Raw genomic sequence first — 24,069 nt, 5'->3', positions numbered from 1 at the left:
GTGTTCCTGTTCGAGTGACGGATTTAGCCCTATGCCCAACCAGATCGAAGAAAGGGAACTGCAGATGCGAATATTTTTTATTCGCGCCCGCAACGAACTACACGCCACCCCGTGCCGCGGCAGGTTCGAGGCTGACCCACCAGGCCATGCGCCGCTCGATTCGCACCGGCAGCGTCGCCGCCAGCGCATCCAGCACACGCTCGGTGTCACCGAGGGGAAAGGCGCCGACCACCCGCAGATCGGCGATACGCGGATCGCAGCCGAGATAGCCGTGTCGATAGCGCGACAGTTCGACGAGGAAATCTTCCAGGCGCTGGTTGTCGGCCAGTAATACGCCGCTCGCCCAGGCCTGATGTTCGGCGCGGGCCGCTGACAAGGGGGCGATGTAGCGGCGTCCGAAATCGGTCTGCTGCCCGGCCGCCACACGGGTGATGCCTAAGCCATCCAGCTGGATATCCACAACGCCGGCGAACACGCTCAGGCGGGTATGGCCATCTTCCTGGCGCAGCGAGAAACGCGCGGCCTGCTCGCTGCGCACGCGACCTTCGCGACTGGTCAGTAGCAACGGCCGCCCGCCTTGGCTGGGCGAGGCATCGACAAGCAGCTCACCGCGGTAAAGCGCCAGCCTGCGCGCGGTCTCGTCGTCGGCAATATCCACCGCGGTATCGGTGTTCAGCCAGAGCTGCGAGCCATCAGTCAGGCGCAGGTCGCGCACCTCACCAACCGCGGTTCGCTCATCGGCCGTCCACTGTCGCCAGGGCAGCGATCCGCCGGCCAGGCTCAGTGCCGCGCCGCCACAAAGCACGGACAGCACCTTCAGTGCCTGGCGACGGTTCGATTGGCGGCTGTGCAACATCGCGCCGGCAGTGCGCCCGACGGCATCGTCGGCCAGCGGCTGGAACTGGCCACTGATGCGTTCGACCCTAGCCCACGCGCGGGCATGCTCCGGCTGTTCCAGCCACGCGTTCCAGGCCTGGCGCTCGCCAGCGCTGGCCGCACCGGACTGCAACACGGCAAACCATTTCGCCGCTTCCTGCAGCACGCGGTAATCGATGCCCATCAGTCCTCCGCCACCAGCAGCAGGCAATGCAACATGGCCTGAGCCATGTACTTCTTCACCATCCGCTCGGAAACGCCGAGTTCGATGGCGATTGCGGCGTAGGTCATGCCCTGCAGCTGCGACATGAGAAAGGCGCTGCGCACCTTCGCCGGCAGCTGGGCCAGCATGGCGTCGACCTGCAGCAAGGTTTCGACGATCAACGCCTGGGATTCCGGCGATGGCGCCACGGGCTCGGGTTGCAGTGCCAGCGCATCAAGATAGGCCTGCTCGATCTGTCGGCGCCGCCAATGGTTGATCAACAGGCCCTTGGCGATGGTATGCAGGTAGGCTCTGGGTTCGCGGATGGCGCCCATGTCCTGATCCTTGGTCATCACCCGCACGAAGGTGTCCTGCGCGAGGTCGGCCGCCCGCTGATTACAGCCCAGCTGACGCCGCAGCCAGCCGTTAAGCCAGCCGTGATGCTCGGCATAGAGCCGATGCAGCATCTGCTGTCGAACCATACCTTCAATTGCCATGCGGCCTCCCATGAGCGCTGCAAGAGTTAATGCTAACGCTTCTCAACAGCACAAATCCATCGGCAATCGCTGTATCACGTTCTTTTGTCGACCGCCGTCCGTTCGAGCACGGTGCAGAAAAAGCTCGACTAGGCTGAAGGAATAACCCATCTCCGGAGGCACGCTCATGACCCAACTGCCACGTCTGGCCGCTTTCGCGCTCCTCTCCCTGACGCTAATGCCCGCCCATGCGCAGCAGATCCTGCCGGGCCTCTGGGAATTCAGCAGCGGCGATATACAGGTGGATGGCCAGCAGATGCCGGGCATGGACGCGATGCTGGCGCAGATGGAGAATCTACCCGCCGACCAGCGCCGGATGATGGAGGAGATGCTGGCCGCGCAGGGCGTGAAACTCGGCGGCAAGGGTGTGCAGATCTGTCTGAGCAAGGCTCAGGTGGAGTCCGATCAGCTGCCCTTCCAGGATGATCCGGCCTGTACCCAGGAGATCACCGAGCGTGGCGACAAGCTGTGGAAATTCAGGTTCGAGTGCCCTGATGCCCGAGGTCAGGGCGAGACGCGCTTCATCAGCGACAAGGAATTCGTCAGTACCGTGGAAAGTGAATACCGCCAAGGCAGCGAGACCGGTACCTCGCGAATCGAATCCCACGCGCGCTGGATAGCGGACGATTGCGGCGCATTGAAACCGGCTCGGTAGAAGGCAACCGGGAAATCAGCAGGGGTTCCACGTGAAACCCCCATGACTGCTGGGCGGGAGTCAGTTCTTCTCCCAACTGCCCTGGTTGTTTTGCTCGCAAGCGGGCTGGAGAAAGCGCGCATCACTGGCGATGCCGTAATAGTGAATGTCCTGCCGGTACGGCATGTTCGACACCTGCGCGTTGCGGCAGACACCGAAGGCCCCGTCCGGGCACTGATCGACGAACTCCACTTCGACTTCGTGATCCTTCAGCTGCGGCTGACAGAAGCCGGTGCGGAACAGCTCTGCGGGAATGTTGATGTTCGCCTGGCAAAGCTTCACTGCCACGCGGTCGTCGTGGCTGTTAATCACGCACGCTTCGGCCATCACATCGCCAGCGACGAGCAGGCCGCACAGGGCTGTCAGCAAGAACGGTAACCGCACGATTTCACCTCTCCGAGAATCGCCGGCGACTTTAACATGAGCCACCCGCCCCTTTCAGATCCAGCGCAAAATGCGCACCATAGCCGCCATGCTCGAACATATCCCGACCCATCTCATCGGCGGCCCGCTCGGCGCCGGCAAAACCAGCCTGATTCGCCATCTGCTCGATCAGAAGCCAGCCGGCGAACGCTGGGCGGTGCTGATCAACGAGTTCGGCCAGATCGGGCTGGATGCCGCGTTACTGACGACCGAAGCAGACGGCATCAGCCTGGCGGAGATCCCCGGCGGCTGCCTGTGTTGTGTCAACGGCGTGCCGTTCCAGGTCGGCCTGGCGCGCCTGCTGCGTCAGGCAAAACCAGACCGCTTGCTGATCGAACCCTCCGGCCTGGGCCACCCGGCGGAATTGCTGCGGCAGCTCAGGCAACCGCCATGGCACAACGTGCTGAGCGTCCAGCCAACCGTGCTGGTACTGGATGCGGCCGCCCTCAGCCGCGGCGAACCCCTGCCCGACAGCCAGCAGCAGGCCCTGGTCCAAGCCGGCCTGCTGCTGATGAACAAGAGCGAAACGCTGGACCAACCCAGCCGTACCCGACTGGCTGAGCAGCTGTCTGAGCAGCCGCTTTACTGGACCACGCAAGGCCAGCTGCCCCTCGAACAGCTTCCCGGTATAGGCGCACGCGCCAGTGAACCGACACGCGCGACCACCCTGCCCTCCGGGTCGGCGACGCTGGCGCAGGTGTGGCTCGATCCGCGCCAGCCAATCTGCCAGGTTCAGGCGACAGCAGAGCACTGGAGCATCGGCTGGCGCTGGCACCCGAGCCAGCGTTTCGATCTCGGCCAGCTCTCGCAATGGCTGGCGCGCTGGCCCTGGCGTCGCGCCAAGCTGGCGGCCCACGGCCGCAGCAACTGGCAGTCAGCCAACGCACTGGACGGTCAGGCGTTGGTCTTCAGGAGCAGCGAATGGCGGCGGGACTCAAGGATAGAGCTGATCTTCAGCGAACCGCAGTCGCAGGCGGAACTGCAACAGGGCATGGTCGAGTGCCTTATTGACGACTGACCTGTCATTCGCGGGGGCGGCGCCAGTCGTCCAATTGAATCACCCTCCCCGGCTCGTCGGCGGGCCGGAACGGATGCGCCGCCAGTTCGATACGACCGACCCGCGCACCGAACATGACGATGGTGCCGGGGTGGCGCTGCTCACCAGTGACGGTGAACTCGAAACCGTAGATACGCGCGAGCCGGCGCTGGCCGCGTGCATCCGGCAACAGCGTCAGCTTGCGAAAGGCCACATTGCCGTCGAGCAATTCCACATCGAGCTTCTGGCAGTGCCGGCGCACCGCCTGCAGGGCGCGCTCGCGAATACCGTGGGAGTGCCACAGCCAGGCGCTGGCGGCAGCCAGCAGCATGAACAGAAACAGATTGCTCAGAGTCAGCATGAAGTAATGGAAAGTGTCCGGCGGGCGCACAGCTTAACAGGCCGTCGCGGCGCCGCCGTGTCGATACTGTCGTATATCTGCTTCAGCTTTCCAGCCAGACGTCGCGCGCCCAATGCCAGACGGTCTCCCAGGTTTCCTCATCGGTCAGCTCGCAGTCGTCGCCGTCCCACAGGGTGACTTCGCCTTCCAGATCGACCACGTAGTAGTCGCGCCCGTCCTGGCAGATCGGGATCAGATCGCGCGGCACGCCGGCATCCCAGGCATTGGCGGTGACTTCCGGCAGGTAGGTATGTGACTGCGGATCGGTGGCGGTGACCGGCTCAAGGCGCCCGTAGATCACGTCGCTGACCTGGAGCAGGAACTCACGCAGGCCGAACGGCAGGTTGATCAACAGCTGCTCTTCGATCTCCACCAGCAGATCGTCGTCCGGCAGTTCCAGCGGTACCGGCACCGGCTCGTTGAGCTCGCGCAGCTGTTCGATGACTTCTTCCACACCCACCTCCTGTCGTATGCCCCCAGGCAAGGCCCCGTTTATACAGCCCGCCGGATTGGCGAGCCAGTTCTGTCGCGTTAAAGTGCATGGCCGAGCGAAACGCTCGGTTAATAAATTCACGGCGACTTGCCCGTTTCAACCTGCACGATTGCAGACATTAGGTAGCAGCTTGCATTGGTGCCTGCCAGTCACCTCCGGTCCACTCGGACCTGAACAAGGACACACAATGACCACTACCGAAGCTCAGGAGTTGCTCCAGGCCATCGACCGATGCGCCGACGAGCCAATCCATATCCCCGGTAGCATCCAGCCCCACGGTTTCCTGCTGGTGGTCAGCGAACCCGAGCTACACGTACAGCAGGCCAGTGAAAACGTTCAGCTCTGGCTCGGAATCGACGCTCGTTCACTGCTCGGCCAACCACTGTCGGACCTGTTGCCCACCGCGCGCATTGAAGCCGGTCTCGAGGCGCTGAGCGCAGACGATCACAATCCCTTTCACCTGAGCGATGTGAGCATCGGCCTGGCCGGAGCCGCGGGCCAGACGTTCGCCCTGCTCGGCCATCGCCATCGCGGACAGCTGATCCTCGAATTCGAACGCGCGGAGAACCCCGCCCAGGCCTACGACACCCTGTATCCGCTGATGCGCACCTTCGTCGCCCAGCTGCAGGACAGCCGCGAACTCGAAGCGCTCTGTCAGCTGGCGGTTCGGGAAGTCAAACGCATCACCGGGTTTGGCCGGGTCAAGGCCTATCGCTTTGATGCCGAAGACAATGGCGTGGTGCTGGCCGAAGCGGCAGACCCCGGCTATCCGAGCTATCTGGGTCTGTGCTTTCCGGCAGCCGACATCCCGCAACAGGCGCGCCGGCTGTATCGCGAGAACCTGATCCGGGTGATTCAGGACGCCAACTATCAACCCTCGCCGCTGATACCGGCGCTCAATCCAGGCTCCGGCGCGCCGCTCGACCTGAGCTTTGCCGCTTTGCGCAGCGTTTCCCCGGTGCATCTGCAGTACATGCGCAACATGGGCACGCTGGCGTCGATGTCGATCTCCATCGTCATTCGCGATCGGCTGTGGGGGCTGATCTCCTGCCATGATGCCGAACCGCGAGCAGTCACTTACCAGACGCGCACCGCCTGCGAGCTGCTCGGTCGTATCCTCTCGCTGCAGATCGAGGCACGGGAAAGCGAGACCCTCGCGCAACGTAAGCTGGAACTGCGCCACCAGATCGTCCATCTGCTCTCGGCCATGGCCGATCGCGATAGCGTGGTCGAGGGCTTTCGTCACCTCCCTGAGGTGGTGCTGGGTTTCGCCGGGGCCGACGGCGCGGCGATCATCTCCGCGGACAAGTGCGAAACCGTCGGAAACACACCGGACCATGAACAGATTCTGCAGCTGGCGCAGTGGCTGGGCGAGCGGCGCGACGAACTGGTGTTTCACAGTGACTGCATCAGCCGCGACATTCCCGACATGCCGGCGCTCGCCGAGCACTGTGCCGGGGTCATGGCCATCTCCATCTCGCGCCTGCACGCGCACTATCTGATCTGGTTCCGCCACGAGCAGATCAAGACCGTCAACTGGGCCGGTCAGCCGGAAAAACATATCGACCGTCAGAGCGGCGCTCTCAGTCCGCGGCACAGCTTCGAACAATGGCAGGAAACCCTGCGCGGTTATGCGCAGCCCTGGGATCAGGTGGTGATCGAAGGCGCGCTGGAACTGCGCAACGCGGTGCTCGGTATCGTCTTGCGCAAAGCCGAGGAGATGGCCCAGCTGGCCGGCGAACTGCGCGCCAGCAACAAGGAGCTGGAGGCCTTCTCCTACAGCGTTTCCCACGATCTGCGGGCTCCGCTGCGGCATATCGCCGGCTATACCGAGCTGCTCAGCGAGATGGAAAGCAAGCAACTGAGCGAACGCGGCATGCGCTTTCTCGACAACATTGCCGACGCCGCGCGCTTTGCCGGCACGCTGGTGGACAACCTGCTGAGTTTCTCGCAGATGGGCCGCTCCGCATTGCGGCTGTCGGATGTCGACCTCGGTGCATTGGTCGCCTCGATTCGCGAGGAGCTGGCGCCTGACTGCGAAGGTCGGCAGATCGAATGGCACCTGCTGCCGATGCCGATCGTCGTCGCCGATGCCGCCTTCATTCACATGGTGCTGCGCAACCTGATCGACAACGCGGTCAAGTACAGCCGCACCCGTGAGGTGGCCGTCATTGAAGTGGGTGCCGAGCAACGCGCCGGCGAGGTGGTGGTCTATGTGCGCGATAACGGCGTCGGCTTCGACATGCAGTACTCGAACAAGCTGTTCGGCGTGTTCCAGCGCTTGCACCGCATGGAGGAGTTCGAAGGCACCGGCATCGGCCTGGCGAGCGTGCGCCGCATCATCGAGCGCCACGATGGCCAGGTCTGGGCCGAAGGCCAGCTGGACAAGGGCGCCACGTTCTACTTCTCACTCCCCAAACTGTCCTACACATCGTCCCTCCTGGACCGAGACATCTGATGCTGAAACCGATACTGCTGGTCGAAGACAACCCCCACGACCTGGAACTCACCCTGATCGCGCTGGAGCGCAGCCAGCTGGCCAATGAAGTGGTGATCATGCGTGACGGCGCCGAGGCGCTGAACTACCTGCAGCGCACCGGCGCCTACGCCGATCGCGCCGATGGCAATCCGGCAGTGCTGCTGCTGGACCTGAAGCTGCCCAAGGTCGACGGTCTGGAAGTGCTCAAGACCGTCCGCGAGACCGCCGAGCTGCGCAGCATTCCGGTGGTCATGCTGACTTCGTCGCGGGAAGAACCCGACCTGATGAAAGCCTATGAGCTCGGGGTGAACGCTTACGTCGTCAAACCGGTCGAATTCAAAGATTTTGTCGCCGCAATCTCCGACCTCGGCATCTTTTGGGCCGTTCTCAACGAGCCGCCACCTGGTTCCCTGCGACTCAAGCGCGCGCGCAACAAAGACGAAAAGAACTGAACGAGCACTGCCGGCCCGCGCCTGGCGGGCCGTCTCGATGATTCCTGCTTCCTCGACAGGATGGATATGCCAGCGTCAAAGAACATCAGCGTCCTGTTCATCGAGGACAGCCCGCACGACGCCGAACTCGCCCAGCTAGCGCTGGAGCGCAGTGGCTACACCCTGCACACCGAACTGGTCTACAGCCATGCCGGCGTCGTGGAAGCGCTACAGCGACGCGCCTTCGACCTGATCCTGGCTGACTTCATCCTGCCAGGCTTCTCCGGCAGCCAGGCGTTGCAGGAAGCGCGTCGACTGGCACCGCAGACACCCTTCATCTTCCTTTCCGGCGTGTTCGGCGAGGAGCATGCGGTCAACATGATGCGCTCCGGCGCCGTCGACTACGTGCTTAAGCAGAACCTCGGCTTTCTACCCAAGGCAGTGGAACGGGCACTGGCCGAAGTCAACGAACGACGCCGCCGCCTGCAGGCCGAGCAGGCTTTGCGCGAGGTCGAGGTACGCGCACGCCTGGCGATCGACGCGGCACGCCTTGGCATGTGGGACTACGAACCGCAGAGCGGCACGTTGATCTGGGACCAGCGTTGCCGGGCCATGCTCGGTATCGGTGAACAGGACCCGGTGGACATGCCGCTGTTCGAACGGCTCTGCCACCCGCAGGACCGCGAGCGGATACGCGAGGAAATCGCCCGTGCCATCGCCGGTGAAGACGGTGGTGAATTCTGCACCACCTATCGCGTGCTCTTCGATGACGGCAGCCTGCGCTGGATGGAAACCCGCGGCCAGGCGTTCTTCGAAGGCGGGCAATGCTCGCGCTTCGTCGGTGTGGTGATGGACATCACCGAACAACAGCTGGCGACCCAGACCCTCAGGCAGATGAACGAAACCCTGGGCGAGCGCGTGCAGGAACGCACCCGCGAACGTGACCGCACCTGGGAGCTGTCCCGCGACCTGCTGGCCGTTACTCGCCTGGACATGATGCCGGTCGCGCTCAACCCGATCTGGGAGGAGGCCTTCGGCTGGCCGCTGGAGCAGCTCATGCAGCACCCACTGACCTGGCTTGTGCATCCGGACGATCTGCAGGCGACGCAGGAAGAAAACGCCCGTGTCGGCCAAGGCAAGGTCACCAACCGCTTCGTCAATCGCATGCGTCATCGCGACGGCAGCTATCGCTGGCTGTCCTGGTCGGTGGTCGCCGATGACGGTCGCATCTACTCGGCGGCGCGGGACATCACCAGCGAAATCGCCGCGGTCGACAAACTGGCCGAGGCCAACCGCGAGCTGCGCGCGCAGATCCAGGAGCGCGAGCGCGTCGAGGCCACGCTGCAGCAGATGCAGCGCCTCGAAGCCGTCGGCCAGCTTACCGCCGGCGTCGCCCATGACTTCAACAACCTGCTGACGGTCATCCTCACCAGCGCCAGCTTTCTGCAGAGCGATCTGGAGCAGGGCGCCCCGGCAGAACGCAGCCTGCGACGTCTGCAGTACATCCGCGAATCCGGCGAACGCGGTGCCACGCTGACCAGCCAGCTGCTCGCCTTCGCCCGGCGCCAGCAGCTCACGCCCGCGGCGATCGACCTCAACCACACCCTGGTCAGCCTGCTCAGCCTGCTGAAAAGCACCCTCGGCGGCAGCGTCAGCATCGAGACCGACACCCAGGCCAACATCTGGCACGCGCTGGTGGACCCGACCCAGATCGAGATGATCATCCTCAACCTGGCGATCAATGCCCGCGACGCCATGGGTGACAGCGGACGTCTGACGCTGGGCACGCGCAACGTGGTGATCAGCGAACCGGCACTGCGCGCCGAAGATCCCGGCCCAGGCGAGTACGTGGTGCTTTCGGTGACCGATACCGGCACAGGCATGAACGAGGAAGTGCTGAGCAAGGCGTTCGAGCCCTTTTTCACCACCAAGGAAGTCGGCAAGGGCTCAGGCCTCGGCCTGGCGCAGGTTTTCGGTTTCGCCAAGCAATCCGGTGGCGGTGCCCGTATCGAAAGCCGCGAGGGCGTGGGTACCACGGTCAAGGTATTCCTGCCGCGCACCGCGGCACCGCAGCAGCTGGAGCCGATCCTGGCGGTGAGCGCCGGGACGCGCGAGGACAATGCACAGCACAGCATCCTGCTGGTGGACGACGATCCCAGCGTGCGTGAGGTGACCGCGCTGATGCTGCAGGACCTCGGCTTCGCAGTGACCGAGGCGGACAGCGGCGACCATGCCTTGCAGCTGCTGGCCGGTGATATCGAGGTCGATCTGGTGCTGGCCGATTTCGCCATGCCCGGCATGAACGGCGGCGAACTGGCCCGTGCCGTGCGCACGCGCTACCCCGAGCTGCCGGTGATTTTCGTGACCGGTTACGCCGAGCTGTGCGAACTGGGTCTGGCCGGCTACTCGATCATCCAGAAACCGTTCCGCGAGGAACAACTGGCGAGCAAGATTCATCTGGCTTTGAACGAAGGCAGCCTGACCGATGGCTGAGCTGCGCGCACGCCTCAGACAGGCCACGGCGCCACTGCATGAGCAAGTAGATGCCGCCTTCTCGGATTTCAGCCTTGAGCAGCCAGACGATTATCGTCGCTTCCTGCGTGCCCACAGCCGGGTCCTCAGCGCCGCGGAGATCGCGCTGGAGCGCGCCGGTTTCGCCGCTCTGCTCGACGACTGGCCGATGCGGGTGCGCCGTCATGCCTTATGGGCCGATCTGGCCGAACTGGAATGCCCGTCTCCAGCAGCGCTGTCGATACCGTCATTGAACGATTTCGCCAGCTGCTGGGGCGTCGCCTACGTGCTGGAAGGGTCACGCCTGGGTGGCCGCGTGCTCGCGCGGCGTGTACGTCAGGCCAACCCGGCCGTCCCCATTCGTTACCTAGAGCATGGTGAGGTCGCCAGGCTCTGGCCGGCCTTCCTCGCCCGTCTCGAACAGCATGCTGCCAGTTACGCCTGGGAACCGACGCTGCTCGCCGCCGAACAGACCTTCGCGCTGTTCGCCGAAGCTGCCGCGCTGGAGCACGACTGCGAATACGGCTGAAAGCACAAAGGCCCCGCAGGGCCTTTGCTTTACACAACAACAAACACGTGGATGCCCAGAATATAGTTTGACATAGAGGGCCGCAAAATCCGCAAGCTTCAGCGCTATGGCATGCCGCAACAACGGAAATATAGTTCGACACAGCCTAACGCGTCCGCCGGAAAAGCCCCACCGCAGCCAGGAATAAAGTCTGACACCGCCGCCCTGGCTCGGCTTATTTTGCCTACTCCGCCAACTTCCTGAGCGACACCGAGCATGGCGTGATCATGTAAGTGGAAACGACTCCGGTGCATCGTACTGCCGCAGTCGACTCGACCAGAACGATGGTCGAGTGTTTCGAAGCGCAGTTCGATCTAACGCCGGAACGCCTCATTGGCTATGCCGCCTATGCGGTGCAATCCGCCTAAAGAGGTGCGTTCACGGGCCGCGGTTTGAGCTTTAGGGAAAATCCCTCCTCGCTTTTCTCCACTATCAGCTCATCTCCCAGCGTCCAACCGAGTTTCGCAAGTAACTCAGATGGAAGCTCAACGATTACGTCTCCGCTGCCGTCTCCCGGATCTTGGCAGACAACTCGCCAGCTGTTAGGTGTGTCCATGACGCCACCCTCCTTACAGAAGCTAAAGTCAGAAGCATGGCGGAGACGCCTTACCATAGCGCACACCCATGTCGTAGATTCCCCCTATTTGGAGGCTAAACCATGACAGAGCCCAGCGACCACGAAATTGGCCATCCCGAGGGATTGATTCCTGCGCTCGCAGCCAGCGCCACGCATGCTGCTTACCTGCGTGCAGTTCAGGCAGGCCGTACGCTGATAATGGCGAGGGATGGATGGCTCGTTCGAATTGATCCGGACGGCTCAGAGACGCGGCTTCGCGCCTTACCCATGAAGCATAAGGTAACGGCGGGGAGCGTCTTTCATTTTAGCGCGCAATTGCGGAGCTAGGGCTGCCCAACGCGGATACGACTGCCTCACGAAAGTGGCGGGCGCAGGCAGTACCGCCAAGATCTTGAGGCGGTGAGTGCGGCAAGCTTAATCCGTACAATGCCGCTTCGTTTGCTCTGTGTAGCCCGATGAAGCACCCGATGGTGGCAATCACCGAGGCCACGCCAGGTCGCCTGGATCGAAGTAGCTGCTACAGGTAGCAGACGTGATCGACACGAAGCCTGATTTGCGTGGCTGTCCATTCGCATCGCTTGGCCTGCCGTCCGAGAATGGATTCCCGCGGCAGTTATTTGGAATCTGCGGTGCTGCTCGACCTGGCTTGTTAGCTGGCGTAAACCAAGATCCATCACGGCGACCAGATGAAGACCGGTGGAATTAGGAGGCGATGCGAATGCCGCACGCCGAGTACTTCTGGTTAAGCGCCAGATCGATTTCGGCAACGTACTTCACGTGCGCCATGCTGCACGGCACATCTATCAGGCGATGCAACGTCTTCTCTATTTTAGCCTGGGGCCTTTTGGTTGTTGACGATACCGTCGATGGGAATCGCGCCTGCACAGTCAGCAGCGACACCGTTTCGCCTCCAAGATCTATGGCTCCATTAGCGTCGCGAATGACTGATGGAGGATGCGAATCGGTGTCGGAGTCGATGCGATTACCCACCGGCCGGACGATCAGGGCGGATTCGAACAAATCGATGCTCGAATCCGCATCATTTAGCAAGCCGAACGGGCCAGGCCACGCTGTTTCACGAGCGTATAGATCGCCGGAATAACAACCAGCGTAAGAATCGTCGAAGAAACCATGCCGCCCACCATCGGCGCGGCGATGCGCCTCATCACCTCCGATCCGGTACCGGTGCCCCACATGATTGGCAACAGACCGGCCATGATGGCAACCACAGTCATTATCTTCGGCCGCACTCGATCCACCGCGCCAATTATCACTGCCTGGTAAAGGTCATCCACCGTCAGCTTTTCACCGGCAGCCTCCCGCTCTGCTCGACGCTCATCGAGCGCGTGGTCAAGGTAGATCAGCATGATCACGCCTGTCTCCGCGGCAACGCCAGCCAGAGCAATGAAACCCACCGCTACTGCAACGGAGAAGTTGTAGCCCAACGCCCACATCAGCCAAACGCCACCTACCAGCGAGAATGGCACTGAGAGCATGACGATCAGCGTCTCGGTAAGCCGCCGGAAGTTCAGATACAGCAGGAGGAAGATCACCACCAGCGTCAACGGCACTACGATTTTCAGCCGCTCGGCCGCTCTCTCCATGTACTCAAACTGGCCGCTCCAGGTGACATAATACCCAGGCGGGAAACTCACTTGCTCCTGTACAGCTTGCTGCGCCTCGCGCACGTAGCTACCGATATCCCTATCACGAATATCCACGTAGATATAGGCCGATAGCAATGCGTTCTCAGTGCGGATGCTCGGCGCGCCCTTAGTGATGCTGATGTCCGTAAGCTGGCCGAGTGGTATCTGTGCACCGCTCGGCGTCGGCACTAGCACTTCAGTGCCGATCCGTTGGGGATCGGAACGCAGCTCTCGCGGATAGCGCACATTGACGCCGAATCGCTCCCGCCCTTCGACAGTGGTGGTCACAAGCTCGCCGCCAAGGGCGGTGCTAATCACCGTTTGCACTTCCCCTACCGTCAAGCCGTAGCGGGCCAAGGCGTCATAGTCGGGCGAAATGTCGAGGTAGAAGCCGCCTGTAATACGTTCGGCAAACGCGCTGGTGGTGCCGGGCACTGCCTGCACAACCGCTTCAATCTGAGTTGCTAGCCGCTCGATCCCGGCGAGGTCCATGCCAAATACCTTGATGCCAATGGGCGTTCGAATGCCGGTGGAGAGCATGTCCAAGCGCCCTTGGATGGGCATAGTCCAGCTATTTGCCACGCCCGGAAATTTCAGCGCGTCGTTCATCTCGGCGATGAGCTTGTCCACCGTCATTCCTGGCCGCCACTCTTTCTCCGGTTTGAGGTTAACCACCGTCTCGAACATTTCCACCGGCGCCGGGTCGGTGGCCGTGGCCGCGCGGCCCGCCTTGCCAAACACCGAGGCCACCTCTGGGAAGCTCTTGATGATCCGGTCCTGCGTTTGCATGAGCTCAGCGGCCTTGGTAATAGACATACCAGGAAGCGAGGCTGGCATATACAGCAGCGTGCCCTCGTTGAGTCGCGGCATGAACTCGCTACCGAGCTGCCGCGCCGGCAAAATGCTAACGACCAAAACCACCAGCGCTACAACGATTGTCATCACCTTCCAACGCAGCACACCTTGGATGATCGGGCGGTAGACCCATATCAGAAAGCGGTTCACCGGGTTCTTGTGCTCGGGGATTATCCGCCCTCGCACGAACAGCAGCATCAGCACCGGCACCAGGGTCACTGATAGCAGCGCCGCAGCGCCCATAGCGAAGGTCTTGGTGAGCGCCAGCGGCGAGAACATCCTCCCCTCCTGCGACTCCAGCGTGAACACCGGTAGGAAGGAGACTGTGATGATCAGCAGCGAGAAGAACAGCGCAGGGCCTACCTCCCGACAGGCCTCGATTATAATATGTACACGCGGCTTCTCCGGCGGCGCTCGCTCCAGGTGCTTGTGGGCATTCTCGATCATCACAATAGCTGCGTCCACCATCGCACCGATGGCGATCGCGATGCCGCCCAAACTCATGATGTTGGAGTTGAGCCCTAGCCAGCGCATGGCGATGAAGGACATTAGGATGCCAATCGGCAGCATGAGGATGGCCACCAGCGCACTGCGCACGTGCAGAAGAAACACAACGCACACCAGCGCAACGATGATCGACTCTTCAAGAAGCGTGAACTTGAGATTGTCGACAGCGCGCTGGATAAGATCCGAGCGGTCGTACACCGTCTCGATATTCACTCCTTCCGGCAGGCCGGGACGGATCTCCTCTATTTTGGCCTCAAGATTGTCGATCACGGACATAGCATTCTCGCCGTAGCGGGCAACGGCGATGCCGCCGACCACCTCACCCTCTCCATCGAGCTCAACGACGCCGCGACGCTCGTCCGGGCCGAGTTCGACGCGAGCTACATCACGCAGCAGAACCGGAATTCCGCGTGAAGCTTTCAGCACCAGTTTCTCGATGTCCTCTGCACCGCGCAGGTAGCCACGACCGCGCACCATGTACTCGGTCTCGCTCATCTCTACGATGCGGCCACCGACGTCGGCATTGCTGGTACGGATGACTTCAGATATCCGGCTCAACGGGATGTCATAGGCCTGAAGCTTCTGCGGGTCAACGGTGACCTGGTACTGCTGGACAAAGCCTCCGATGCTCGCAATCTCGGATATGCCTTCGGCCTTGGTGAGCTGATAGCGCACGAACCAGTCTTGCAGGGTGCGTAGCTCAGCAAGGGTATGACGTGTGCTGGTCAAGGCGTATTGGTAGACCCAGCCCACACCTGTGGCATCTGGCCCTAACGCGGGTGTCACCCCCGCTGGCAGGTTCTTCGAAGCGAAGTTGAGGTACTCCAGCACCCGCGAGCGGGCCCAATAGATGTCGGTACCGTCCTCGAAGATGACATAGACGAAGGAGGCACCGAAAAACGAGAAGCCTCGCACCACCTTGGAGTTGGGCACCGATAGCAGCGCCGTGGTAAGCGGATAGGTGACCTGATCCTCTACCACCTGCGGGGCCTGCCCAGGATATTCGGTGTACACAATCACCTGCACGTCGGATAGGTCCGGCAGTGCGTCCAGTGGGGTTTTCATTACCGCGTAGATGCCGGCGCCGATGATAATCAGCGTGGCGAGCAACACAAGGAAGACGTTGCGCACCGACCATTCAATGATTTTGGCAAGCATGCTTAATGCCCTCCATGGGAATGGCCGCCGTCCGGCATCACATGATCTGGGTGACTCCCAGACTCAGCGTCGCTACCGTGGCCCGCATCCACCTCACCCGCCGGCTTATGAAGCTCGTTGCTCTCGTAACTGCCGCTATCACTGTGATCGTCGTGTCCAGCATGACGATGAAGTGCATCGGCATTGCCTGGCGCGGCGGGACCGTCAGGCCCGACGGCGGCTCCATGGGCATGGGGATCCGCTTCTGCAGTCGAAGCCGACTTCCCACTCATGCCGCTTAGCGCTGCCTTTAGGTTGCTCTCGGCGTCTATCAGGAAGTTGGCGCGCGTGACTACTGACTCGCCCTCCCCCAGCCCTTCCAACACCTCAAGGTAGCCGTCGGCACGCCTGCCTGTGCGCAGTTCGCGCGGCTCAAAGCGACCTTCGCCCAGGGCAACCAGCGCAATCCGGCGAGTACCGCTGTCGATTACCGCCGAGTCAGGCACTGCGAGCACCGGCGCCTGCTCACCTGCTGCGAGCTGAGCGGTGCCGAACATAGCCGGCTTAAGCAGGCCGTCGGGATTGGTTAGCTCGATGCGAACCCTGGCGGTGCGAGTCTCCGGCGACAGATCGGGATAAACGAAGGTTACCTCGCCCCTAAAGCGCCGGTCGGGATAGGCGCTTACCGTAAGCTGCGCCTTCTGCCCAAGCTGAACTAACGCCAGATCCTGCTCGAAAACCTCAGCGATAAGCCAGACGGTATCGAGATCCGCGATTCGGTAGAGGGCATCCCCTGGCTGAAAGCGCATACCTTCAACCGATGGCTTATCCAATACCACGCCATCCACGGGCGCGGCGATCGTCAAAGTGCGAGTTACCTTGCCAGTACGACGCAACCGTTCAAGCTGTGCTTCCCCGATATCCCAATTGCGTAGCCGCTCAAGGGCAGAATAGGAGAGGGAGGCGAGCCCCTTTTGCGCGGCCGCGCTGCCGCCGGCAAGACTTTGCTGCCCGGCATTGGCGATCAGGAACTCCTGCTGCGCCGACACCAGCTCGGGGCTGTAGACCTCCATAAGTGGCTGGCCTTTGCGAACCGGCTCACCGGTCGTGTTGACGTAGAGCTTTTCGATCCAACCCTCAAACTTGGGCGCCAAGGTGTATTGGCCGCGCTCGTCGACCTGCACCGTACCGACTGCACGCACTGTACGGGTGAGCACGCGGCGCTCAACTGGCGAAGACAGTACACCCAGCAACTGCACCTTCTCAGGGCTGATTACAACGGTGTTTCCCGATTCATCACCCTCATAAACGGGGATGTACTCCATACCCATGGAGTCCTTCTTCGGCACCGGGGAGGTGTCCGGCAGTCCCATGGGATTGCGGTAGTACAGGATCTTGCGCTCGCCCTGCGCGGCAGCAGGCCCCTTGTCGGCGTAGACCGGGATGTAGTCCATCCCCATCGGATCCTTCTTGGGCACTGGCGACGTGTCGGGCAGCCCCATGGGGTTGCGGTAGTACAGAACCTTGCGCTCTTGTGGGGCGGTGCTTCCAGCTACCTCCGAGGAGCCTGTCCTTTGCGCCACCATGTAGCCACCACCGAAGCCGGCGATTGCCGTCGCAAGGGCGAGCGCACCTGCGCCGAAAATCATGCTGCGATTCATAGTTCTGCTCCGACAAGACGTTCCAATTCCACCACTTGGACTCGTTGCTCCAGCGCCAGCGAGAGCAGCGACAGCCTCAGCTGGCGAATCTGTCGCTGGGCATCAAGCAAGGTCGCGAAATCGACGTTGCCGGTCTGATAGCTGGCGAGCGCCGATTGATAGGTGAGCTCCGCCTGCGGCAGGAGCGTTCTGTCAATCAGTTCGTGCTGTCGAAAGGCTGTCTCCAACGCCGACCACGCTTCACCTACGCTGCCCGCGAGACGGCTGTTGACCGCCTCGCGACGAGCCTCGGCGGCGTAGCGCAAGGAAACGGCCTCGCGCTGCTCTGCGCTGCGGCGTTTGCCCCACAGCGGGATATTCATCTCCAGCATCAACTCGAACTCTTCGGCCCGGTTACCCATCTGGACGACGGCAGTGCCGACGGTGATATCCGGAATCCAGTTTCGGCTGGCAAGCGCCTCAGCACGCTGGGCCTCTTGAATTCGTGCATTGAGCTCAGCCAGTTGAGGATTGCCACCGAAGATACGAGCCTGCAGCTCAGCCAAGGTCGGCACTGATGCAGGCAGAGCAGGCCAACCGGCGGGCTCCGCCAGCGGCGAGTTCGCAGGGCGCGCCAAGATGCCGTTCAACCGCGCCGCCGTGCCGCGTCGGTCGCGTTCCAGCGTCAGCAGCTCGCTCTGCAGACTGGTGTGCTCGGTCTGAGCCTTGATCACGTCCTGTTGCGGCGCAAGCCCCACTCTGTAGCGAGCTTGGGCAATACTCTCAAGCTCATCCACCAGCGCCCGCAGCTCCTCGGTGACCTGGATGGCTGCGTGGGCATACTGGTATTCGTTGAAGGCAAGCTTGACGAGACTCCTGAGCTCGACTCGGCTCAGGCGCTCGCGGGCCGCTGCCTGCTCGGCGCCCGCCTCTGCGATCTCGCGAGCAAGCCCCCGCTTGCCGCCAATAGGAAAAGTCTGACGGAACGCGTAACGTGTGCTGCCAACGCCGCTGGGCGATAGGCTCGGGTCGTCGCGGGCGATGCCCATTTCCTCAAAAGTGAGCATCGGGTCCGGGAGCGCACCGGCTACATCGGGACGCTCCCAGGCGGCCTGCCTCTCATGCCCGACAGCCCGGAGCTCTGGGCTCTGCCGTTCAAGCAGGTCTAGCAGCGGAGGCAACGTGGCGCCAAGCTCGGCTGACCCTGGCGAAGCCTGCGCGCCGCTGCTCAGAGCAAGGCCTAGGATGACGGGTGCTAGCAGCCCCCAACTGCGGACGGGCAGCGGCTGAACGATCCAGTTCATAGAATCTCCTTACTGCAGTGCCGGTCCCGTTGATTGCAGCAACGACAACTAGAATATTCGAGGACTTCGGCTTGCGCACCACGCCAGTCATGAGCGGAGAGCGGAAACGGGTGTGCCGACCAGGCGCGATATTTGATCAAGTCATTCATCATGTTTAACTCCGAAGCACGCAAATTTCGGCACAAGGGAAAGCTTGGACCCGTTTATGAGCGAGCCTCGAATAGTTCGTAAATATTGTTTGGCTTTATTGCAGATCAGACCTGTCGTTTATATAACCTAAACTTTACATTTATGTCAGTTACCTAAACTAACATATTTTCAGCGTACTACTCGCAAAACACCTGCTATCTCCGCCGCCGCAAACCACAAATAACCTGCTACCTCCTCTTCAAAATCAATACAACTATTTCACCAACAAACGTGAAAATGTAATGCACAAGTAAGGTTTACGACAGCTTCTTCTCCGTAGGCTATTAGTAATAGCCTGATCTGTAAGGTAGTTTTTCCTACGCCCACAGCCAAAGTCAGAAAAACAACCATTAGGAGGTTGTCATGAGACCGCACCGACGCACACCCCTCGCTCCAATTTGCTTCGTGGGAATACTCCTCGCTGGGACGACGCTCGCTGATGATGACATGCACAAGAAGGATGCCATGCCAGGCGCCATGGGGCAGCAGCCCGCCAGCACCCCGGCGGCACCTCACGCTCCAGCGGCGCACCCTACCGATCCGAAGTCCCCTGCTTCTCAGAATGCGCCCGCAACGCCCGATGCCATGGCCACGCACATGGAGGAGATGGCAGCCATGATGCGCGAACGGGGGCAAGCCATGGAGGCCATGGGCCGACAGATGCAGGAAGGCAGCATGCAGATGCATCAGCAGGCCATGGCGATGAAGGCTGGCGATGCCTCCGCGCATAAGGACATGGACATGCCCGCCACGATGCAGCACATGCAGCAGATGAAGGAGGACATGGAGCACTGCGAGATGCAGATGCAGAAGGTCGACGCCACCATGCAGAAGATGGATTCGAGCATGGGCGGGGGCATGGCCAAGAAGAAGATGGGCCATATGTAGTGGAGGCCGCCGCGGTGCTGACGGAAGGCTTCGTGGGGTGGAAGCGAGTCGCCGCCCTGGCCACGCTGGCGATGCTGCTGGCTCATGGAGCGGCCGGCGCTCAGTCGGCTGCTGATCCACACGCAGCCCATCCGCCAGACAAGACCGGCGGCACGACGGCTGCGCAGCCGGACGCTGCCGGCACGTCATCGGCCCGGGACAGCGGCTCGATGGCTGGTATGCCGATGGGCACCACGCCGCCGGCTGGCGCGCCGATGGGCGATGACGATCACGCCGCGCATCATCCGGACAAGGCCGGAAGCATGGCGGTACCGCAGCCGGCGCCAGCCGATGGCATGCCGGCGCAAAGCAGCAGCTCGATGAACGGCATGCCGATGAGCGCCACACCGCCGGCTGACGCATCGGCGGGCGATGACGATCACGCCGCGCATCACCCGGACGCGACTGCCAGCATGCCGGCTTCGAGTGGTGCATCGATGGCCGGTTCCATGGGCGGCATGATGGCCGGTTCCATGGGCGGCATGATGGCCGGTTCCATGGGCGGCATGATGGACGACATGATGCGCGGCTGCCGCGGAGACGAGTGCGGTCGGGATCGGCGCCTCAACAAGCTGCTGTATCCGCAGCTGATGGCGCTGCCGGATCTACCGCCGGAGCGGCGCGCGAGCGTTGAGCAGCTCGCCCACCACCGGATGCACGAAGGGATCCAGCTATTGGCGTCCCTGTCGTCGGAGGCGTCGCACGCGGTCCAGCGCAACGACTACGGCGGCCTGCAGGAAGCATCCGACCGCATGCGCGTGGCCTGGGGCGAATTCGACAGCGGCTTGTCGGCCTACCGCGCACTGGCCGAAGGACAGGCGCCGCGGGGGATCGCGCTGGCGTGGTTCCGGCGCGAGATGAACCTGACCGATCCCCTGACCACGGCCCCGGCGCACGGCGTCTTCGGCCTGTCGGGCTTCCACTACTTCACGATGGCGTTGCTGCTGGCCTTTGCGCTGCTGGCCGCCTGGATGTACGTGGCGCGAACCCGACGCACGAATGCGGTCCTCGCCACGTTGCGCACCGGGGCACCGGTGCCTCCGGCCCCCGCCGCTGCGCCTCGTTCCGGTGTGGCGCCGGCCCCCGCGGCGTCCGTGTCTCCGGGCGTGCCGGCCGAGGGCGAGCCGCAGGCACGCGCACCCGTGTCCACCATGGGCGGCTGGGTGGGCAAGCTGCGGGTCGCACGCGTCTTCCAGGAGACGCCCAAGGTCAAGACGTTTCGGCTGGCGCCAGTGGAGGGCGTGGGTGCGCTGCCGTTCGAGTTCGAGCCCGGCCAGTTCCTCACGCTTTCGGTGCATTCAGGCGGGAACCAGGTCAAGCGCTCGTATTCGATCGCTTCATCGCCATGCTGCCACGGCTGGTGCGACCTGACGGTCAAGCACGAAAGCGGCGGCATCGTCTCGGGTTACCTGCACGAGCAGGTGAAGGAAGGCGATCTCCTCGATGCGTCCGGCCCCTACGGCCGCTTCACCTTCCGCGGCGTCGAGTCCGACAGTGTCGTGTTCCTGGGCGGCGGCGTCGGCATCACGCCGCTGATGAGTTCCATCCGCTACCTGACCGACCAGAGCTGGAACGGCCGGATCGACCTGGTCTACGCCTGCAAGGACCTGGAAAGCGTGATCTTCCGCGACGAGCTGAACCAACTCGCCCGCCGGCATCCGAACCTGCATGTGTCCATCGTGCTGAGCGACGAGTCATCGGCGGCATGGACCGGCCCGCGTGGGTTCATCACCGCCGAACTGCTGGGGCAGATTCCGCAGATCCGTTCGCGCCGCATCCACTTGTGCGGTCCGTCGGTGATGATGGACGCGGTCCGCAACGAACTGGGCAAGCTGGGCATCGACCTGGCGTCGGTTCATTCCGAGCTGTTCCTGAGCCCCTCCAGGACAGTGCCTCCCGGCCTGGAGGTGTCGGCGGGCGACACGGCGACGGCCGTCACCTGCAGCTTCGAGCGGTCCGGAAAAAAGGCGCCGCTGGCGGCCGGCCAGACCGTTCTCGAGGCCGCCGAAGAGGTCGGCGTTCCGATCGAATATGCCTGCCGGCAGGGTTACTGCGGCCTCTGCAAGATCAAGCTGCTGTCGGGCGAGGTCACCATGGACGTGGACGACGGTCTGACGCCACTCGATCGTTCCTCGGGCGTGATCCTGGCCTGCCAGGCGAAAGCGTCGGCCGATATCTCGGTGGATGCGTAGATGCGCAACCAGGATCGCATCATCGCGACGATCATCTTCTCGATGCTGGTGGTCCTGTGGCTGGGTTTCCTGGTGCACCGCTCTTCCTTCTTCGCCGGAAGCCTCCTGGGTGGCGTGTTCGGCGTCGTAGGCGCGGCGTTCATGCTCGTCCCGCTCACCTACACCGTAATCAAGCGCAGCGCTACGCTGCGCCGCGCATTCACCAGGAAGCATGGCTTCGGCGCATTGCTGCAGGCGCACGTCTATTTCGGCTTGGTAGGCGCGCTGTTGGCCATCCTCCATAGCGGGCACAAGTTCCAGAGTGCGCTCGGCGTCGCGCTGACGGCATCGATGCTGCTGAGCGTGCTCACTGGGTTCATCGGCCAGCATTACCTGCGCTACGTCGCGGAGAACATCCGCGAGAAGAAGGCGCAGATCGACGGGCTGTGGCGCCTTCTGGATGGGCAGTACTGGGCCTACGCGCAAGGACCAACAGCGGGCGTTGCCGGTACGCCCAAGGCCAGCGCCGAACTGCTGCCACTGGCATCCGCCGCCGCCGATCTGCAGTACTCGATCCAGTTCCAGGAGCGGGTGCGCAGGCTGTTCAACGCCTGGCTGTCGGCACACATCGCGTTCTCGATCATCTTCTATCTTCTGCTGGCGTTGCATATCTGGGCTGGCATCTACTTCGGGTTGCGGTGGTTCAGATGAGTCGAAAGGGAAAGATCCTCGCCGCGCTGCTCGCGGTCCTGGCGCCGGTGTCGGCAGTCGCACTGTGGACATACCTTCCGCAAATGCAGCGCGCCGCGACGTGGCAGAACATGGCCTCTCCGGGCCCCCTGTCCAGCGCACATGCGTTTCTCAAAGAGGACTGTGCGGCGTGCCACACGCCGGTGAAGGGCGTGGAGGACGCGACTTGCGTGGCCTGCCATGCAAACGAGACCGTCCTGGTCCAGCGACAACCGACGGCATTCCATGCCGACATCGCCGGCTCGAACAACTGCGTGGCCTGCCACAAGGAACACGACGCCGGCCGCAGCCTGCGTGGTATGGACCATGCGGCTTTGACCGACATCATCGTGCGATGGCTCGATCGGGCCCCGGAGGGTCATGAGGGGGCGGTGCTGCTCGCGCACCTCAAGGCACACCGGCCCGAGGCGCTGCCGGGCAACCTCTCGCTTGCCAACGGCATGACTTACAAGGAGACGCTGCTGGACTGTGCGAGCTGCCACAAGACCACCGACCCGCACGTCCAGGTCTTCGGAAACGACTGCGCGACATGCCACGGCACGACCACATGGTCGATTGCCGAGTACCGGCATCCACCGCCGAGTTCCACCGAGTGCGGCCAGTGCCACCTCGCGCCGCTCAGCCACTACAAGGAGCACTTCGGAATGATGTCCAAGCCGATAGCGGGTGTCAGGAATGCGGAACCTGAGCAGTGCTATCTCTGCCACCAGACCACCTCATGGAACGATATTCGGGGAATAGGCATCTATGACCACCATTGACGGGTGTTTCTATGAACCTTGAGGCACCTCATGCAGCGATTGAGATCGCGGTGATCGGGTTCGAGATTGCAGGGGTGCTCGCTATAACTTTCGGAAGTTTCATAGCGCTCTATCGCTTTTTTTTCAATTACAAAGGGGCCGCATTGACGGATCGCTCCCGGTCATTACGGCAAGATATTGGCGGCGCGATTGTGCTAGGACTAGAATTCCTCGTTGCTGCCGATGTCATACGAACGGTTGTAATTGAGCCCTCGCTACGAAACGTTGCAGTACTTGGTTTGATAGTACTTGTCCGAACATTTCTCAGCTACACGCTCCATATGGAAAATAAAAGCCGCGAGTCGTAGGCACCCCTCGCGGCTATGTATGTACTACTAAGCACATCGCTCAGCTGGGCAGTTTCCCCAGACGGCCCCATGCCAGTACCCGCACCGATTCGCCATAAAAACGGCAAGGCTAGTAACGATTGTATTGCTGAAATGCTTATGACCACCGCCGCACCAGGAGCATGTCTCGGGCTGCGACTACCGCCTCGGACTCTTACGTTTATGCAGGCTTCGATGGGTCGATAGGTGGTGTCTTATCTCCGACAGTTCGTTCCGGCGACCCGATACTCAACAATCGCCAAATCACCCTTAGAGTCCTCATAGGTAATTTGGGCCGGCATCACATCGTTGCAGGTCATATCGGTTCGCGTGGTACGAATTACCTTGGCGATGTCCAACTTCATCCCATAACGATAATGGACAACTTCGGGAGGCTTCTTTCCGACAGAAGTAGCGTACTCCCGCATAGTATTTTCGTTCGCGCGTATCATTTCGCCATACTCGCGATCTGAGCTACCCTCTGCCAAGGATAATGAGCTCACGCTCATAAAAAACACTGCTGCCGTAATCTTGAAAGCTTTCATAACCAGCTCCTAACTTAACGTGTGTGATGAAATTATAAGAGCGGCA

22 protein-coding genes and 1 pseudogene are annotated in these 24,069 nt (G+C 62.0%); 12 read left to right on the top strand and 11 right to left on the bottom strand.

Annotated features, from left to right (window positions below; translation table 11 throughout):
* Nucleotides 1-97: 97 nt before the first annotated feature.
* Both CW305_RS15070 and CW305_RS15065 read right to left on the bottom strand, forming a co-directional pair.
* A complete protein-coding gene (locus tag CW305_RS15070; RefSeq protein ID WP_104098274.1) occupies nt 98-1,060 on the bottom strand; it encodes a FecR domain-containing protein in 963 nt (320 codons plus the stop codon).
* Nucleotides 1,060-1,575: a sigma-70 family RNA polymerase sigma factor gene (locus CW305_RS15065; RefSeq protein WP_014822220.1), complete on the bottom strand. Its 516-nt coding sequence runs from the start codon at nt 1,573-1,575 to the stop codon at nt 1,060-1,062. The genes CW305_RS15070 and CW305_RS15065 overlap by 1 nt, the downstream gene beginning before the upstream one ends.
* A 166-nt stretch (nt 1,576-1,741) precedes the next feature.
* Here CW305_RS15065 and CW305_RS15060 point away from each other — a divergent pair, with 166 nt between their 5' ends.
* Nucleotides 1,742-2,269, top strand: coding sequence for a DUF3617 domain-containing protein (locus CW305_RS15060; RefSeq protein ID WP_104098273.1), 528 nt, complete (start codon nt 1,742-1,744; stop codon nt 2,267-2,269).
* Between the two features lie 60 nt (nt 2,270-2,329).
* On the opposite strand, the gene CW305_RS15055 is transcribed toward CW305_RS15060, so the two are convergent.
* Entirely contained in the window at nt 2,330-2,692 is a 363-nt protein-coding gene (locus CW305_RS15055; protein WP_044314206.1) for a hypothetical protein, read from the bottom strand.
* An 88-nt stretch (nt 2,693-2,780) separates the two neighbouring features.
* On the opposite strand from CW305_RS15055, the gene CW305_RS15050 reads away from it, so the two are divergent.
* The gene (locus CW305_RS15050) at nt 2,781-3,749 is read left to right on the top strand and encodes a CobW family GTP-binding protein (RefSeq protein WP_483883559.1); all 969 of its coding nucleotides are present in this window, start codon (nt 2,781-2,783) and stop codon (nt 3,747-3,749) included.
* A 4-nt stretch (nt 3,750-3,753) separates the two neighbouring features.
* Here the strand turns inward: CW305_RS15050 and CW305_RS15045 are convergent, their stop codons facing one another.
* Together CW305_RS15045 and CW305_RS15040 are read right to left on the bottom strand one after the other, a co-directional pair.
* Nucleotides 3,754-4,128 (bottom strand): DUF3301 domain-containing protein, encoded by a 375-nt coding sequence (locus CW305_RS15045; RefSeq protein ID WP_104098271.1) that lies wholly within the window; start codon nt 4,126-4,128, stop codon nt 3,754-3,756.
* 82 nt (nt 4,129-4,210) lie between these two features.
* A complete protein-coding gene (locus tag CW305_RS15040) occupies nt 4,211-4,621 on the bottom strand; it encodes an SMI1/KNR4 family protein (protein WP_104098270.1) in 411 nt (136 codons plus the stop codon).
* A gap of 226 nt (nt 4,622-4,847) precedes the next feature.
* Here CW305_RS15040 and CW305_RS15035 point away from each other — a divergent pair, with 226 nt between their 5' ends.
* From CW305_RS15035 to CW305_RS23745, 5 genes and pseudogenes are all read left to right on the top strand, one after another.
* Nucleotides 4,848-7,118: an ATP-binding protein gene (locus CW305_RS15035; protein WP_104098269.1), complete on the top strand. Its 2,271-nt coding sequence runs from the start codon at nt 4,848-4,850 to the stop codon at nt 7,116-7,118.
* On the top strand, nt 7,118-7,591 hold the full coding sequence (locus CW305_RS15030) for a response regulator (protein ID WP_023446463.1): 474 nt from the start codon (nt 7,118-7,120) through the stop codon (nt 7,589-7,591). The genes CW305_RS15035 and CW305_RS15030 overlap by 1 nt, the downstream gene beginning before the upstream one ends.
* Before the next feature lie 66 nt (nt 7,592-7,657).
* Nucleotides 7,658-10,063 (top strand): response regulator, encoded by a 2,406-nt coding sequence (locus CW305_RS15025; protein WP_044313779.1) that lies wholly within the window; start codon nt 7,658-7,660, stop codon nt 10,061-10,063.
* On the top strand, nt 10,056-10,610 hold the full coding sequence (locus tag CW305_RS15020; protein ID WP_104098268.1) for a biliverdin-producing heme oxygenase: 555 nt from the start codon (nt 10,056-10,058) through the stop codon (nt 10,608-10,610). Before CW305_RS15025 ends, CW305_RS15020 begins: the two co-directional genes overlap by 8 nt.
* Before the next feature lie 206 nt (nt 10,611-10,816).
* Nucleotides 10,817-10,999, top strand: a pseudogene (locus CW305_RS23745) (IS5/IS1182 family transposase); the annotation flags it as partial.
* A 14-nt stretch (nt 11,000-11,013) separates the two neighbouring features.
* Here CW305_RS23745 and CW305_RS23740 read toward each other — a convergent pair.
* From CW305_RS23740 to CW305_RS14980, 5 genes are all read right to left on the bottom strand, one after another.
* Entirely contained in the window at nt 11,014-11,205 is a 192-nt protein-coding gene (locus CW305_RS23740; protein ID WP_020307714.1) for a periplasmic substrate-binding domain-containing protein, read from the bottom strand.
* Between the two features lie 723 nt (nt 11,206-11,928).
* Nucleotides 11,929-12,246 (bottom strand): hypothetical protein, encoded by a 318-nt coding sequence (locus CW305_RS14995; protein WP_020307713.1) that lies wholly within the window; start codon nt 12,244-12,246, stop codon nt 11,929-11,931.
* A gap of 23 nt (nt 12,247-12,269) precedes the next feature.
* Nucleotides 12,270-15,392 carry an efflux RND transporter permease subunit gene (locus CW305_RS14990; RefSeq protein WP_011914418.1) on the bottom strand — a complete coding sequence of 1,041 codons (3,123 nt, stop codon included), beginning with the start codon at nt 15,390-15,392 and terminating at the stop codon, nt 12,270-12,272.
* A 2-nt stretch (nt 15,393-15,394) separates the two neighbouring features.
* Complete coding sequence (locus CW305_RS14985) at nt 15,395-17,032, bottom strand: efflux RND transporter periplasmic adaptor subunit (protein ID WP_003298499.1); 1,638 nt, start codon at nt 17,030-17,032, stop codon at nt 15,395-15,397.
* A complete protein-coding gene (locus CW305_RS14980) occupies nt 17,029-18,315 on the bottom strand; it encodes a TolC family protein (RefSeq protein ID WP_003296208.1) in 1,287 nt (428 codons plus the stop codon). The genes CW305_RS14985 and CW305_RS14980 overlap by 4 nt, the downstream gene beginning before the upstream one ends.
* An 804-nt stretch (nt 18,316-19,119) precedes the next feature.
* Here CW305_RS14980 and CW305_RS23475 point away from each other — a divergent pair.
* The 5 genes from CW305_RS23475 to CW305_RS14955 are packed head-to-tail and all read left to right on the top strand — an operon-like array spanning nt 19,120 to nt 23,460.
* Nucleotides 19,120-19,392, top strand: a complete 273-nt coding sequence (locus CW305_RS23475) for a hypothetical protein (protein WP_181063899.1) — start codon at nt 19,120-19,122, stop codon at nt 19,390-19,392.
* 14 nt (nt 19,393-19,406) lie between these two features.
* Nucleotides 19,407-21,623, top strand: coding sequence for a 2Fe-2S iron-sulfur cluster-binding protein (locus CW305_RS14970; RefSeq protein ID WP_104098427.1), 2,217 nt, complete (start codon nt 19,407-19,409; stop codon nt 21,621-21,623).
* Nucleotides 21,624-22,313 (top strand): hypothetical protein, encoded by a 690-nt coding sequence (locus tag CW305_RS14965; RefSeq protein ID WP_003292130.1) that lies wholly within the window; start codon nt 21,624-21,626, stop codon nt 22,311-22,313.
* Complete coding sequence (locus CW305_RS14960; RefSeq protein WP_003298494.1) at nt 22,310-23,113, top strand: multiheme c-type cytochrome; 804 nt, start codon at nt 22,310-22,312, stop codon at nt 23,111-23,113. Before CW305_RS14965 ends, CW305_RS14960 begins: the two co-directional genes overlap by 4 nt.
* A gap of 11 nt (nt 23,114-23,124) precedes the next feature.
* Nucleotides 23,125-23,460, top strand: coding sequence for a DUF1622 domain-containing protein (locus tag CW305_RS14955; protein ID WP_003298493.1), 336 nt, complete (start codon nt 23,125-23,127; stop codon nt 23,458-23,460).
* A 233-nt stretch (nt 23,461-23,693) separates the two neighbouring features.
* On the opposite strand, the gene CW305_RS14950 is transcribed toward CW305_RS14955, so the two are convergent.
* Nucleotides 23,694-24,023 carry a DUF2790 domain-containing protein gene (locus CW305_RS14950; RefSeq protein ID WP_003292133.1) on the bottom strand — a complete coding sequence of 110 codons (330 nt, stop codon included), beginning with the start codon at nt 24,021-24,023 and terminating at the stop codon, nt 23,694-23,696.
* Nucleotides 24,024-24,069: the final 46 nt, after the last annotated feature.

Origin of the sequence: Stutzerimonas kunmingensis (genome assembly GCF_002929225.1) — a bacterium.
Lineage (GTDB): Bacteria > Pseudomonadota > Gammaproteobacteria > Pseudomonadales > Pseudomonadaceae > Stutzerimonas.
This window is presented reverse-complemented; position numbering and strand designations above follow the sequence as displayed.

Excerpts from the sequence above, each read along its gene's own strand:
- CW305_RS15065 (WP_014822220.1), bottom strand. The coding sequence starts at position 1,575 with ATGGCAATTGAAGGTATGGTTCGACAGCAGATGCTGCATCGGCTCTAT.
- CW305_RS15060 (WP_104098273.1), top strand. The coding sequence starts at position 1,742 with ATGACCCAACTGCCACGTCTGGCCGCTTTCGCGCTCCTCTCCCTGACG.
- CW305_RS15020 (WP_104098268.1), top strand. The coding sequence starts at position 10,056 with ATGGCTGAGCTGCGCGCACGCCTCAGACAGGCCACGGCGCCACTGCAT.
- CW305_RS14960 (WP_003298494.1), top strand. The coding sequence starts at position 22,310 with ATGAGTCGAAAGGGAAAGATCCTCGCCGCGCTGCTCGCGGTCCTGGCG.
- CW305_RS15030 (WP_023446463.1), top strand. The coding sequence starts at position 7,118 with ATGCTGAAACCGATACTGCTGGTCGAAGACAACCCCCACGACCTGGAA.
- CW305_RS14955 (WP_003298493.1), top strand. The coding sequence starts at position 23,125 with ATGAACCTTGAGGCACCTCATGCAGCGATTGAGATCGCGGTGATCGGG.
- CW305_RS23475 (WP_181063899.1), top strand. The coding sequence starts at position 19,120 with ATGATGCGCGAACGGGGGCAAGCCATGGAGGCCATGGGCCGACAGATG.
- CW305_RS15050 (WP_483883559.1), top strand. The coding sequence starts at position 2,781 with ATGCTCGAACATATCCCGACCCATCTCATCGGCGGCCCGCTCGGCGCC.
- CW305_RS14950 (WP_003292133.1), bottom strand. The coding sequence starts at position 24,023 with ATGAAAGCTTTCAAGATTACGGCAGCAGTGTTTTTTATGAGCGTGAGC.
- CW305_RS15025 (WP_044313779.1), top strand. The coding sequence starts at position 7,658 with ATGCCAGCGTCAAAGAACATCAGCGTCCTGTTCATCGAGGACAGCCCG.
- CW305_RS14980 (WP_003296208.1), bottom strand. The coding sequence starts at position 18,315 with ATGAACTGGATCGTTCAGCCGCTGCCCGTCCGCAGTTGGGGGCTGCTA.
- CW305_RS14990 (WP_011914418.1), bottom strand. The coding sequence starts at position 15,392 with ATGCTTGCCAAAATCATTGAATGGTCGGTGCGCAACGTCTTCCTTGTG.
- CW305_RS14985 (WP_003298499.1), bottom strand. The coding sequence starts at position 17,032 with ATGAATCGCAGCATGATTTTCGGCGCAGGTGCGCTCGCCCTTGCGACG.
- CW305_RS14965 (WP_003292130.1), top strand. The coding sequence starts at position 21,624 with ATGCGCAACCAGGATCGCATCATCGCGACGATCATCTTCTCGATGCTG.
- CW305_RS23740 (WP_020307714.1), bottom strand. The coding sequence starts at position 11,205 with ATGGACACACCTAACAGCTGGCGAGTTGTCTGCCAAGATCCGGGAGAC.
- CW305_RS15070 (WP_104098274.1), bottom strand. The coding sequence starts at position 1,060 with ATGGGCATCGATTACCGCGTGCTGCAGGAAGCGGCGAAATGGTTTGCC.
- CW305_RS15035 (WP_104098269.1), top strand. The coding sequence starts at position 4,848 with ATGACCACTACCGAAGCTCAGGAGTTGCTCCAGGCCATCGACCGATGC.
- CW305_RS15045 (WP_104098271.1), bottom strand. The coding sequence starts at position 4,128 with ATGCTGACTCTGAGCAATCTGTTTCTGTTCATGCTGCTGGCTGCCGCC.